General features: G+C 66.5%; 12 protein-coding genes. 8 read left to right on the forward strand and 4 right to left on the reverse strand.

Translation table 11 applies throughout. The features are described from left to right. Positions 1 to 117 precede the first annotated feature (117 nt). Positions 118 to 579: an NUDIX hydrolase gene (locus UNPF46_RS36615; RefSeq protein ID WP_100179279.1), complete on the forward strand. Its 462-nt coding sequence runs from the start codon at positions 118 to 120 to the stop codon at positions 577 to 579. 40 nt (positions 580 to 619) lie between these two features. On the opposite strand, the gene UNPF46_RS36620 is transcribed toward UNPF46_RS36615, so the two are convergent. Continuing rightward, positions 620 to 1,603, reverse strand: coding sequence for a Bug family tripartite tricarboxylate transporter substrate binding protein (locus UNPF46_RS36620; protein WP_142253268.1), 984 nt, complete (start codon positions 1,601 to 1,603; stop codon positions 620 to 622). A gap of 450 nt (positions 1,604 to 2,053) precedes the next feature. Between UNPF46_RS36620 and UNPF46_RS36625 the strand changes: the two genes are divergently transcribed. The 7 genes from UNPF46_RS36625 (at position 2,054) to UNPF46_RS36655 (ending at position 8,764) form a co-directional block, all read left to right on the forward strand. Continuing rightward, complete coding sequence (locus UNPF46_RS36625; protein WP_100179277.1) at positions 2,054 to 2,683, forward strand: hypothetical protein; 630 nt, start codon at positions 2,054 to 2,056, stop codon at positions 2,681 to 2,683. After that, the gene (locus UNPF46_RS36630) at positions 2,680 to 3,051 is read left to right on the forward strand and encodes an HGGxSTG domain-containing protein (protein WP_246668816.1); all 372 of its coding nucleotides are present in this window, start codon (positions 2,680 to 2,682) and stop codon (positions 3,049 to 3,051) included. The genes UNPF46_RS36625 and UNPF46_RS36630 overlap by 4 nt, the downstream gene beginning before the upstream one ends. Before the next feature lie 115 nt (positions 3,052 to 3,166). After that, on the forward strand, positions 3,167 to 4,408 hold the full coding sequence (locus UNPF46_RS36635; RefSeq protein WP_142253269.1) for an MFS transporter: 1,242 nt from the start codon (positions 3,167 to 3,169) through the stop codon (positions 4,406 to 4,408). A gap of 32 nt (positions 4,409 to 4,440) precedes the next feature. Then, positions 4,441 to 5,646 (forward strand): M20/M25/M40 family metallo-hydrolase, encoded by a 1,206-nt coding sequence (locus UNPF46_RS36640; RefSeq protein ID WP_142253270.1) that lies wholly within the window; start codon positions 4,441 to 4,443, stop codon positions 5,644 to 5,646. Next, a complete protein-coding gene (locus UNPF46_RS36645) occupies positions 5,646 to 6,179 on the forward strand; it encodes a hypothetical protein (protein ID WP_142253271.1) in 534 nt (177 codons plus the stop codon). Before UNPF46_RS36640 ends, UNPF46_RS36645 begins: the two co-directional genes overlap by 1 nt. Before the next feature lie 118 nt (positions 6,180 to 6,297). Continuing rightward, positions 6,298 to 7,383 carry a mandelate racemase/muconate lactonizing enzyme family protein gene (locus tag UNPF46_RS36650; protein ID WP_142253272.1) on the forward strand — a complete coding sequence of 362 codons (1,086 nt, stop codon included), beginning with the start codon at positions 6,298 to 6,300 and terminating at the stop codon, positions 7,381 to 7,383. A gap of 232 nt (positions 7,384 to 7,615) precedes the next feature. Next, positions 7,616 to 8,764, forward strand: coding sequence for an amidohydrolase (locus UNPF46_RS36655; RefSeq protein WP_142253273.1), 1,149 nt, complete (start codon positions 7,616 to 7,618; stop codon positions 8,762 to 8,764). Positions 8,765 to 8,840: 76 nt separating this feature from the next. Here UNPF46_RS36655 and UNPF46_RS36660 read toward each other — a convergent pair whose 3' ends face one another. From UNPF46_RS36660 to UNPF46_RS36670, 3 genes are all read right to left on the reverse strand, one after another. Further along, positions 8,841 to 10,028 (reverse strand): CaiB/BaiF CoA transferase family protein, encoded by a 1,188-nt coding sequence (locus tag UNPF46_RS36660; protein WP_142253274.1) that lies wholly within the window; start codon positions 10,026 to 10,028, stop codon positions 8,841 to 8,843. Positions 10,029 to 10,113: 85 nt separating this feature from the next. Further along, positions 10,114 to 11,463, reverse strand: a complete 1,350-nt coding sequence (locus UNPF46_RS36665; protein WP_142253275.1) for a ferredoxin reductase family protein — start codon at positions 11,461 to 11,463, stop codon at positions 10,114 to 10,116. A 159-nt stretch (positions 11,464 to 11,622) separates the two neighbouring features. Further along, positions 11,623 to 12,158, reverse strand: a 536-nt coding sequence (locus UNPF46_RS36670; protein ID WP_142253276.1) for a hemerythrin domain-containing protein, incomplete at its 5' end; no start/stop codon positions are given.

A 12,158-nucleotide genomic window follows, 5' to 3' on the forward strand; every position in this document is an offset into this window, starting at 1 on the left:
TGAATCAGAACCGAAGCTCTAGATTCTTGTTTTGACGCGTTTTCTTCACGCGAACCGGTGTCCACTTCGCTCGAAAACGCTCTAGGAGGCGGTCATCCCGTCCGCACGGAACGCGCGATGCCATCGAAGAGTGCCGGGATCATCGCCTACCGCAAACGCCGGGAGATCGAGGTCCTCCTCGTTCATCCCGGGGGGCCGTTCTGGCGCAACAAGGATCTCGGTGCCTGGTCGATCCCGAAGGGCGAGTATGCGGACGAAGAGGATGCAGCGATCGCCGCACGACGGGAGTTTGCCGAGGAGCTCGGCCATGAGATGACGATGCCGCTGACCGCGCTCGGTCAAGTCAAGCAGCGCGGCGGCAAGCTCGTCACCGCGTTCGCAGCCGAGCTCGATATCGACGTGCGCGGCATTCGCAGCAATACATTCGAGATGGAATGGCCGCCGCGCAGCGGCAAGCGGCAAGTCTTCCCGGAGGTGGACCGCGCCGAATGGTTCACGCTCGAAACGGCGCGGGAGAAGATCAACGCCGGACAGCGCCCGCTACTCGATCGGCTGGCTCAGCTGGCCGGCGGCGAATAGAGATTACCGCAATCATGGTCAATTCACGCAAGCGGCCTTCTCACTCCGCCTTGATGTTCGCCGCCGCCACGACTTCGGCGAGGTCCTTCGTCTCCTTCGCGATCTTGGCGGCGTAGTCGGCCGCGCTGAGCACGCTGACGACGCCTTGCGAGCCGAGCTTCTCCGCGACCGCCGGTTCCCTGGCAGCCGCGACGATCTCCTGGTGCAGCGTCTGAAGGATCGGGGCCGGCGTGGATTTCGGCATGAAGAAGCCGACCCAGAACGAGATGTCGAAGCCGGGATAGCCGGCTTCCGCAACGGTCGGCACATCGGGCAGTGAGGGCAGCCGCTCGGCCGAGGACACCGCGAGCGCACGCAGCTTGCCGGCTTTCACCAGCGGCACGGCAGAGAGCGGATCGAACACAGCCAGCACCTCCTGCGCGAGGATGCCGACCTCCGAGGCCGAGCCGCCGCGATAGGGCACGTGAATCAGCTTGATGCCGGCCTTCTGGCTGAGCAGCTCCATGGCGAGATGGGCAAGGTTGCCGTTGCCGCCCGACCCGTAAGCCAGCGCACCTGGCGCAGCCTTTGCGGCTGCGACGAGATCGGCGACGGACTTGATGTCGGCCGTCTTGGGATTCTCGGGATTGACCACCAGGACCAGCGGCGCCGAGACGACGGTGGTAAGCGGCGCGAAATCCTTTTCCGGATCGTAGCGGATGTCCTTGAACAGCGTCTTGTTGAGCGTGATGGTGGAGGAGTTGCAGGCGAGCATGGTGTAGCCGTCGCCTTCGGCACGCGCGACGCCTTCGGCCGCGATCATGCCGTTGGCGCCGGCGCGGTTCTCGACGACGAAGGGCTGCCCGAGCTTGTTGCTTAAGCGATCGCCGATGATGCGCGCGACGACATCGACCGGACCGCCGGCGCTGAATCCGACCATGACCTTGACCGGCCGCACCGGATATTTCTGCGCCACGGCCCCCGTCGACGACGCAGCGGCGCACAATCCGGCGATGACGGCCAGCAGGCGGACGGTTCGTTGCATTGGTTCTCTCCCCAGACCTCGCGGCGCCGCTTGTGCATGTTTGTTGGTGCGGCGCATCCGAGGATCATGAATAGCGGTCACACCGGATTTCGCAATCGCGTTTGGGCGCCGGCATTCCGCCGCACGGCACGTGCGCGCACCTTCCAAACAAAAAATGCGAAAACAACCCCATGCACAGTAGACGGCCCCTGTCGAAACAAGGACTTACGCCAAGCCGAAACCTTCGGATGTTACGAAATCGATTTTGACTCGTCGGGCAAAACAGGGGCATAATGCCATCATCGCGATCCGCGTGAGCAATCGGCCTCCATCGTCATGTGGGCCTCGCCTCGATCGCGCACAAGCCTAGCACCGACATTTGAAAACACAACCGCCGCACGGCAACCGAGAGGGTCGGCTTCGCACGCGGAGCCTGCTCGCGCGCGTCGTGGGCTCAGAGGAGACATCGACATGACAACAGCCATGACGCGCAACGGCACGACGCCAATCGCCAAATACGGCAGCAGGCCCACACCGCGGGTCAAGCTCACCGGACAACGGATCGCAATTCAGCATCCGGACGCGGAGACCGGCGAGCACTTGCTGGGCGAGGCACTCGGTGCCGTCGATCAGGACGCTCTCCATGGCATCCTCAAGCAATTGATGAAAGCCAGCGTGATCCTGCAGAAGCCCGATGAGGACAATCTCGCCTTCATGATCTCGATGACGAAAAGCATCGCGCCGCGGGACTCCCTCGAGACCATGCTGACGGCGCAGATGGTGTCCGTCCACGTCGCGACCATGCGCTTTGCCTGCCGCCTCGCCTTCGCCGAAGGCATCCCGCAGCAGGAGGGCCTTTCGCGCGCATTGACCCGGCTGGCCCGTACCTTCGCGGCCCAGATGGAGGCCCTCAACCGCCACCGCGGCAACGGCGAGCGTCCGATCACGGTGCAGAACCTGTCGGTGCAGGACGGCGGCAGCGCGATCGTGGGGAATGTCGCGCAGCACGCGCATCTCACGGTCGCGGACACCGACATGCCGATCCATGAGGGCCAACACGAACGCGACCGCGTCATCGCCTCGAACGGCGGCGCCGCATGAGTGCCGGTCACACCCGCAACACGCGCGCGATGGCGGCGAGCCCGCGCTGCGGCGCCGGCACGCGCGAAGGCCACGCCTGCCGGGCGCCCGCGATGCGCGGCAGGCTCCGCTGCCGCATGCACGGCAGCGCGCCCGGATCGGGCGCGCCGAGGGGAAACCGCAATGCGAAAAAGCATGGCGCCTTCACGCGGGAGCAGATCGCCGAGCGACGGGCGATCCGGGAGCTGTTGGGCGATGCGGCGAAGCTGCTGGGGGATCTGGAGGGCGCTCAGCAACGACGGTCAAGTCACCGGATTCCGCGAGTGGATGATTCCAGCATCGGCCGCACCGCGACGCGAAGGCCACCGAGGCGCGCGTTGCCGAGCTGAGCGACCAGCGGGGAACTGGCCGGCCATGCAAAGCACGGACAGTCTCCTCCTCACCATTGGCATGCCGCTTCCAATCCTGTAACGCCACCCCAAACCCAGCCGGGACGGGACGCTCATGACCACCCACGACGACGCGGGCACCGCGACCCGCGCACTGATCTTTGCGCTCGTGGCGCTCGCCTTCGGCCACATGCTCTCCACCTTGCTGCGCACCATTCCCGCGGTCAGCCTCGACCTGATGGCCGCGGACTTCCATCTCGAGCCGCAGGCGCTGGCGAGCCTCACCTCGATCTATCCTTTCGCCTTTGCCGCGGCGCAGATCCCGGTCGGGGCGGCGATGGATCGCTTCGGCGTACGGCCGGTGTCGCTGAGCCTGCTCGCGGGAACCGTGCTCGGCGCGGTGGCGTCGGGGTTTGCGACCGGCGCTGCGAGCTTTGCGGTCGGGCAGCTCATACTGGGGGTTGCGACGTCGGGCATGCTGATGTGCCCGATGACGCTGGCGGCGAAGCAATTGTCGGCGGCGCGATTCGGGTTGTGGTCGGGCGCGATCCTCTCGATCGGCAATATCGGCATGCTGCTGTCGGCAAGCCCGCTTGCCTTCGTCGTCGACAATTGGGGCTGGCGTGCCGGGTTCTGGCTTTCCGCGCTCGGCGGCGTCGCGGTCGCGCTCGCCGTGTTCGCATTGGTGCCGCAGCAGCCGGCCGAGCACAAGGACGATTCCTCGCCGCTATCGCAGATGATCGAGGTGCTCAGGCTCGGCCTGTCGCGGCCGCTGCGCGGACTGATCGCGCTGGCGATGGTGTCGCTGGCGACCTCGCTGGTGCTGCGCGGATTGTGGGGCGGGCCGTGGCTGATGGACGTGAAGGGACTGACGCGGGTCGAGGCCGGCAACCAGCTCGCTGCCTTCACGCTGGCGATGATCGCAGGTCCGCTTGTCATCGGCATGATCGACCGCAGGCTCGGCCGCCGCCGCGATCTGGTGGCGGGCACGCACATGGCCGGGGCTCTGCTGCTGGCGCTGATGGCGCTCGGGGCGCCGCACTATGCGGTATCCGTGCTATCGGGCGTGCCCGTGATGCCGCCGCAATACGACCTCGTTCTGTTCGTGCTGATCGGCCTTGCCACCTCCGCCCAACCGCTGCTGTTCGGCATGTCCCGCCAGCTCGTCGATGCGCAAGTGGCAGGCAAGGCGCTGGCGGCCATCAACCTCGCCTTCTTCCTCGGCGCGGCGCTGATGCAGTCGGTGACGGGCGCAGTGGCGGCGCTCGCGGGATTGCCGGCCGTGCTGCTGTTCATGGCTGCCATGCTGGCATTGGGCGTGCTGATGTTTTTGACTTACACCTCGCCGCGTTCGTAGGATGGCGGGCCGGTCTTCCAAAGGAAATAATCATGCCTGTCGACACCAAAGCCGCCACCGACCGCCTCATGCGCTTCCTCGCCGTCGAGGGCGTGACCGGACAGGAGGCGGCGATCGGGCGTGAGCTCGCGGCCGCGCTGAAGGAGGCCGGGGTGCCGGCCAAGGCGATCCGCCTCGACGATGCCAATACCCGCATTCCCGTGCCGACCGAGACCGGCAATCTCATCGTCGACCTGCCCGGCCGCGGCGCGCTGCACAACCAGCCGCGCATCATGTTCATGACCCATATGGACACCGTGCCGCTCTGCGCCGGCGCCAAGCCGAAGAAATCCGGCCGCAAGATCGTCAACGAGGCCAAGACCGCGCTCGGCGGCGACAATCGCTGCGGCTGCGGCGTGCTGGTGACGCTGGCCGCCGAGCTCGAAAAACAGAAGCTCGACCATCCGCCCATTACGCTGCTGTTCTGCGTGCGCGAGGAGAGCGGGCTCTACGGCGCGCGCCACGTCAAGCTGGACGAGCTGGGCTCGCCCGTGATGGCCTTCAACTATGACGGCGGCTCGGCTTCCAACGTCGTGATCGGCGCTGTCGGCGCCGACCGCTGGACCGTCGAGATCTTCGGCCGCGCCTCGCATGCCGGCGTCGCGCCGGAGCGCGGCATCTCCTCGACCATGATCATGGCGCTGGCGCTCGCCGACGTGCAGGCCGGCGGCTGGTTCGGCAAGGTGGTGAAGGGCAAGGGCGCGAGCGCGCGGATGGGCACCAGCAATGTCGGCCCCGTCACCGGCGGCGAGGGCCGCCCCGCAGGCGATGCCACCAACGTCGTCACCGACTACGTGCATGTCCGCGGCGAATGCCGCAGCCATGACGGCAAATTCTTCAAGGAGATCACCAAGGCCTACAAGGCCGCGTTCGAGAAGGCGGCCAAGAAGGTCACGAACGCGCAAGGCAAATCCGGCAAGGTCAAGTTCAAGGCCGAGACCGACTATTATCCGTTCCGCATGAAGGACAGCCAGCCCGTCATCAAGCGCGCGGTCGAGGCCGTGTCCGCGGTCGGCGGCACGCCGAACGTCCGCACCGCCAATGGCGGCCTCGACGCCAACTGGATGGTCCGTCACGGCATTCCGACCGTGACCTTCGGTGCCGGCCAAAACGAGGCGCACACGGTGGACGAATGGATCAACCTCGACGAATACGACCGGGCGTGCGCGCTGGCGCTGCACGTTGCGACGATGCGGTGATGATCGTGGGCCGGTTCGCGCTCGCAGGACTTGCGCTGCTGGCGCTTGCGGGCGCGGCTGGCGCGGAAGAGGACAACACCGCGCTGCTGGTCGATCTCTTCGCGAAGATCTGCGCGCCGAAACCGGCGCGGCCAAGCCAGGTCGAGCGCATTGCGGCCGGGCTGGGTTTCGTCAGTGACGGCGGCCCGATCACGGCCGAGATGGAGCGGCGGGCCAGCATCGACATTCTCTACACGGCGAAGCTGATCCGGCGCGGCGAGCGGCTCGGCAGCATGACGGCCTATTTCGCAGGCCCCGACGACGGTCCGAGCGTGAGCTGCACGGTGTCGGCCGTCGGCGTCTCGGCCGACGCGTTGCCCGGACTGATCGAAACATCATTGAAGGCCCGGGAGCGGACCGACAAGCCGTCCAACGACGACAATCATCGCCTGGCGAGCTGGCGCGTCGGCGCCGACACGCTCGATATGTCGGTGTGGCGGACGCCGCCGCTCCGGGCCTCGATCAGCATCAACTATGTCGCCCACAAGCGGTGATCGCGTAGGATAGGTCAAGCGTTGGCGAAACCCCTCGCGGCTTGCGAAGTTGATGATGGGGTTCGCTGCGCTTGCCCCATCCTACAGACCGCGAAACAAGAAGAGACAGGGAGGCACCATGCCGCGCATCGCAAACATCGAATCCGCCCTCTACCGGATCCCCCTCCCCGTCACGCTCTCCGACTCCACCCATGGCGAGATCACGGCGTTCGAGCTGATCACCTGTCGCATCCGCGATGCCGATGGCGCCGAAGGCGTCGGCTACACCTATACGGTGGGGCGCAATGGTGGCGCTGTCGCTGACATCCTCAGGCGCGAGCTTCCTCCACTGATCGAAGGCCGCGAGGCCGACGATACCGAAGCGATCTGGCACCATGTCTGGTGGGCGCTGCATTATGGCGGACGCGGCGGGCCGGTGGTGCTGGCGCTCTCGGCGCTCGACATCGCGCTGTGGGATCTGAAGGCGCGGCGCGCGAAGCTGCCGCTGTACCGATTGCTCGGCGGCTTCGACGCGCGCGTGCCGTGCTATGCCGGCGGCATCGACCTCGATCTCTCCGTGGAGGAACTGCTCGCGCAGACCGACGGCAATCTCGCCAAAGGTTTTCGCGCCATCAAGATGAAGGTCGGCCGGCCCGACCTCAAAGCCGACGTCGCGAAGGTCTCGGCGATGCGGCAGCATCTCGGTGACGGTTTTCCGCTGATGGCGGATGCCAACATGAAATGGACCGTCGAGGAAGCCATCCGTGCGGCCCGGGCATTCGTTCCTTTCGACCTCACCTGGCTGGAGGAGCCGATCATTCCCGACGACGTCGCCGGGCACGCGCGCATCATGCAGGAGGGCTGTGTGCCGATCGCGGCGGGCGAGAATTTGCGCTCGCTATGGGAGTTCAAGAACTACATCACGAGCGGCGCGGTGTCCTATCCCGAGCCCGACGTCACCAATTGCGGCGGCGTTTCCGCCTTCATGAAGATCGCCCGGCTGGCGGAAGCCTTCAACCTGCCCGTCACCAGCCACGGCGCCCACGACATCACCGTGCATCTGCTCGCGGCCTGCCCGAACCGCTCCTATCTGGAGGCGCACGGGTTTGGATTGGACAAGTACATCGAGCATCCGCTGCTGCTCGAGGATGGCAAGGCGCTGGCGCCGGACCGCCCCGGGCATGGGATCAGCTTCGACTGGGCGGGGCTGGCGAAGCTGACGTGACACCCATTGCTCGTCATTCCGGGGCGCGACGAAGTCGCGAACCCGGAATCCATTGAGCCTCGGAGCGAGCTGGACGATGGATTCCGGGTTCGCGCCAAGCGGCGCGCCCCGGAATGACGGGGAAAGAGCGGCGCGCTTTGCACGCGAGCTATTCGCTGGCACTTGATGTAGCGGTCCGATAATCGGCTATGCTGACTGTAAGTCGATCCTCTCGCGCGAAAGATTCCCTGCCTTGACACCCGAGCTGCACCAGAAACTGACCGCGTGGCGCCAACACCTGCATGCGCACCCGGAGCTGTCGCTCCAGGAACAAGCCACCGCCGCCTTCGTGCAGGACAAGCTCACCGAGCTCGGCATCCCCTTCGAGGCCGGCATCGGCGGCCACGGCGTCGTCGCGACCTTGACCCGCGGGCATGCGCAAAGGCGGGTCGGCTTGCGCGCCGACATGGACGCGCTGCCGATCACCGAGGATACCGGGCTTGCCTACGCGTCCAGGACTCCGGGCGTGATGCATGCCTGCGGCCATGACGGGCACACCGCCTCGCTGCTCGGCGCGGCCGCGCTGCTCGCCACTGACAACAGCTGGAGCGGCACGGTCGATTTCATCTTCCAGCCGGCGGAGGAAGGCTTTGGCGGCTCGCGCGCGATGGTCGCGGCCGGGCTGTTCGACCGCTTTCCGATGGAGCGCGTGTTCGGCTTCCACAATTGGCCGGGCCTTGCCGCCGGCACCATCGCCGTGCACGACGGTGTGGTCATGGCCTCCGGCGGGCGCATCACCATCACCATCGAGGGCCATGCCGGCCACGCCGGCATGCCGCATCTGACGCGCGATCCGGTGGTGGCGGCTGGCCATCTCATCGTGGCCCTGCAATCGGTGGTCGCGCGCAGCGTCGATCCGCTCGACACTGCCGTGCTCTCGCTCTGCACCATCGAAGGCGGCACCGCGCCGAACCAGATCGCCGGACGCGTCACCATCCGCGGCACGCTGCGCTACCACCGCGAGGCTGTGAAGGACGTCATCCTCGACGGCATCGAACGGAGCTGCGCCGGGATCGCGACCAGCTTCGGCGTCAAGGTCACGCCCGAGATCGTCTGGGGCGTCGGCGTCGTGGTCAACACGCCTGACGAGGCTGGCCTCGCGCGCATCGCCGCGGAGAAGGTGCGCGCCGAGCTGCGCCGCGACCTCGCCCCCAGCATGGCCGGCGAGGATTTTGCCCATTATCTGCAGCAGCGGCCGGGCGCCTTCGTCTGGATCGGCAACGGGCCCTTGCGCGACGGCGCCGAGCTGCACGGCCCGCGCTACGACTTCAACGATGCGATCCTGCCGGTGGCGTCGGGCTGGATGGCGGAAGTCGCCAAGGCGGCACTGGCGTCGAACTAGAGCTCCGGAAATCTCGCGCGGCTGCCCGCCGCATGATCTTTCCGGAAAACCGCTTCGCGCGTTTCCGGATCATGCTTTAGATGATCCCGCCTTGCCGAAGCGCCGCGATCTCGGCTTCGCCATAGCCGAGCTCGGCCAGGACGAGATCGGTGTGCTCGCCGAGCATCGGCGGCCGGTGCGCGATCTCGCCCGGCGTCTCCGAGAGCCGCACCGCCGCCCGTGTCACCGGTGCAGGCTTCGGCAGGCCGGGATAGTCGACGTCCTGCATGAAGCCGGCGGCGCGGATATGCGGATGATCCAGCGCCTGTTGCGGCGAGAGCACCGGCCCGGTCGGGATCATGGCCTCGCCCAGCGCATCGACGGCCTCCTGCGTGGTGCGCTCGGCGCACCAGCGCGCCATCCGCTCGCTGATGACGGGTCCGTTGTTGCCGCGGCTGATATCGTCGGCAAAGCGCGGATCTTTCAACCACAGCTCCTCCTCGCCCATCAGCCTTGCCCAGCGCTTGAACAGCGGATGCCCGGTGACCTGGCACAGCACCCAGCCGTCCCTGGTGCGGTAGATGTCGGCGGGCGCTGCGGTCTGGCCGAGATTTCCCGTCGGCACGCGATTGACGTTGATGACGGCCTGCTCGATCAGCGTCGCGTTGGTGAAGGACAAGGCGGTTGCGAGCAGCGCCCCCTCGACGATCTGACCGCGCCCGGATTTGCCGCGCTCGATCAAGGCTGCGAGCGTGCCGAACGCGCAATGCAGCGCGGTGCCGAAATCGACCCAGTTCACCGCGGCGCGATACGGCGGATCGCCCGCGCCGGTCATGTAGACCGATCCCGACATCACCTGCCCGACGCCGTCGAAGCCGACGCGGTCGGACCATGGCCCCGGCCCGCCGAACGCGGTCGCCGTGGTCAGGATGATGTCGGGCTTGATCGCCTTCAGGGACTCGTAGTCGAGCTTCATCGCGCGCAGGGTCTGCGGCGGCAGGTTGGCGACCACGACGTCCGCGGTCGCGATCAGGCGGCGCATCACCGCCTGCCCTTCCGGCTTCATCGGATCGAGCGTGATGCACTTCTTGTTGCGGTTGACCTGGAGAAACAGCGCGCCTTCGCCATTCTCGCCGACCGGCGCCACGAAGCGGTCCTCGCTGCCGTCGCGCTTCTCGACGCGAATGACCTCGGCGCCGAATTCGGCCAGCAAGGTCGCGCAATAGGGCCCTGCGATATAGCGCCCGAAATCGAGCACGCGCACGCCCTCCAAAACTCCTCCCATCGCACCCTTCCCTGTTGTTTGCCGCAGATTACAGGGACTGGCCGCCAGGGCAAGTTGGGAAGCGAAATGGAGGTGCAACCTTCCATCATCGCATCGCGAACAGCTCCTGATGAAACCGCTGCTCGACGGGGAAGCCGTGCGCACTGAAGTCTCGCCTGAGCGCCTCGCCGAAAGCCGCCGGGCCGCAGAACCAGATGCTCGCCTCGCGCCATTGCGGAACGGCTTCGCGAATGCGTTCGCCGGTCAGGCGTCCATCGCGGGCGTCGATGAGAACGTGGAGCCGGACATCTGCCGAGCGCGCATCCGCCGCAAGCTTGCCGAGGGCTTCCTCGTCCACGTCTGCGGTGGTGTGAAAGAGATCAACGGTCTGCGCGACCGAGCAACCAGGAACATCCTTCATGGCCGCCTGTTTCATGCGGGCCACGAAGGGCGTGATGCCGATACCGCCGCCGATCCAGATCTGATGCGGGCAATCGTCGTCGAACGTGAAGCAGCCGTAGGGCCCCTCCACCTTCACCTCCTGCCCGACCCGGAGCTTCTCCCGCAGCCGGCTGGTGTGGTCCCCGAGTTCCTTGGTGATGAAGATGATCCGGGGATCCGCGGCGTTCCAGCCGGAGGCGATCGTGTAGGGATGCGCGCCCTCCGAGACATCGGACGTGGCGAAGGCGAACTGGCCCGGCCGATGCCCCGGCCAACCATGGGGCACCTCGATCTCGGTCTCGATCGCTCTGACCCCGGGATAATATTTGAGCGAGGTGATCCTGCCCTGGACCTGGCGCCCGGCCCCGATGCGTCGCAACAGCGTCACCGCCGCCGCCCACGTCCCGAAGGCAAGCAGCGCCCCGACGATCCAGCCGAGCGGCGACATCCAATAGCTGAATTTGATCAGCGCGACCGCATGAAAGACCAGAACCAGATACGCGACGGCGAGGAGCCGATGCGTCTTGTAGAACAGCCGATAGGGGAACATTTGAATGAGCGCCAAGGCGATCAGCACGACGGCGCCGTAGAAGGCCCACTCGCCCAGCCCCTCCGCCGGCTCACGAAGGCCGCCGAAGAAGGCCTCGATCGGATTGTCGATGACAGGCCTTGGTCCACGCTGAGGCCGGGTCAGCAACCCCCAACCGACCGCCCATTTCGGGCCGTTGGCCCAGAGCCAATGGATGATGGCCGTCACAAGGGCCGCGATCCCGAGCCATTTGTGCAAGCGGTACATCTTGTCGAGGCCGCCCAGCCACGCCTCGGGCCAGCGCGGTCGCAGCGCGAGGATCATCGCCATGCTCATGCAGCCGATGGCCAGGACGCCGCTCAGCTGCACCATTTTCTCGCGAAGCGGGAAGAAGGAACCCGAGCCAAATGGCTGGGGCTCCGCAACCAGCCACAGCAGGGCGAGAACGACCAAGGTGCCGAACAATACCCGTTTGAGCTTTTGCATCTTTCCCTCGCGACCTTGCGCCGTCATCTAGAGCCGATCGCCCCGCGCTGCATTGAGCTGACTCAAGTCCGCTCGTGAGTTGCGCAGACTCATCAACGCAGGCGCTTCGGTCTCGTGACGCGGCAATCGCCGGGAGCCAGCGCGCCGCGCGGCCCTCGCCTATGCCGCAACGGACTCGTAGATATCCTCCTCCTGGGCCGTGTGCATGCGCACCAGCGTTTCGATCGCCTCGATCACGCGCTGAGCGTCCCGAACGAGGTAGCGGTCGATCTTCTCCGACGGCAGATCCTCCGCGATCCGCGCGAGCAGCCGCGCAAGATGCAGGATCTCGCGATGCGCACGGCTCATGGCAGAGAGTCCGTGGCGGTCGCGCAGCACCTCGGTGAGCTTCGGATAGACGCTGTCTTCATCCTCGCGTTCGTGCATCACGACGCTGCCCTGGACCAGCCGGTTGGCCTCGCTGATCAACGCGGCGACGGCTTCGGGCATCGCATCGTCCAGCGCATCGACGATATGACGGAGGCGGTCGAGGTCCCTGAGCAGGGCCTGATGATCGTGATGCAACGTCAGCCCCTGCTCCGCCGTGAGGCGCGGACCGCTCCCGACGTAGGGCGGATTTAGCGCCCGCAGCGCGTTCAGGATCACGGCAACATCGATCACCTCCTGGACGATCGCGGCGGGGACGGGGTCGAGCC

Origin of the sequence: Bradyrhizobium sp. UNPF46, from assembly GCF_006658625.1 — a bacterium.
In the GTDB taxonomy this organism is placed as follows: domain Bacteria; phylum Pseudomonadota; class Alphaproteobacteria; order Rhizobiales; family Xanthobacteraceae; genus Bradyrhizobium; species Bradyrhizobium nitroreducens.

Coding starts and splice junctions, on each gene's coding strand:
- UNPF46_RS36615 (WP_100179279.1), top strand. CDS start 118: ATGCCATCGAAGAGTGCCGGGATCATCGCCTACCGCAAACGCCGGGAG.
- UNPF46_RS36620 (WP_142253268.1), bottom strand. CDS start 1,603: ATGCAACGAACCGTCCGCCTGCTGGCCGTCATCGCCGGATTGTGCGCC.
- UNPF46_RS36625 (WP_100179277.1), top strand. CDS start 2,054: ATGACAACAGCCATGACGCGCAACGGCACGACGCCAATCGCCAAATAC.
- UNPF46_RS36630 (WP_246668816.1), top strand. CDS start 2,680: ATGAGTGCCGGTCACACCCGCAACACGCGCGCGATGGCGGCGAGCCCG.
- UNPF46_RS36635 (WP_142253269.1), top strand. CDS start 3,167: ATGACCACCCACGACGACGCGGGCACCGCGACCCGCGCACTGATCTTT.
- UNPF46_RS36640 (WP_142253270.1), top strand. CDS start 4,441: ATGCCTGTCGACACCAAAGCCGCCACCGACCGCCTCATGCGCTTCCTC.
- UNPF46_RS36645 (WP_142253271.1), top strand. CDS start 5,646: ATGATCGTGGGCCGGTTCGCGCTCGCAGGACTTGCGCTGCTGGCGCTT.
- UNPF46_RS36650 (WP_142253272.1), top strand. CDS start 6,298: ATGCCGCGCATCGCAAACATCGAATCCGCCCTCTACCGGATCCCCCTC.
- UNPF46_RS36660 (WP_142253274.1), bottom strand. CDS start 10,028: ATGGGAGGAGTTTTGGAGGGCGTGCGCGTGCTCGATTTCGGGCGCTAT.
- UNPF46_RS36665 (WP_142253275.1), bottom strand. CDS start 11,463: ATGCAAAAGCTCAAACGGGTATTGTTCGGCACCTTGGTCGTTCTCGCC.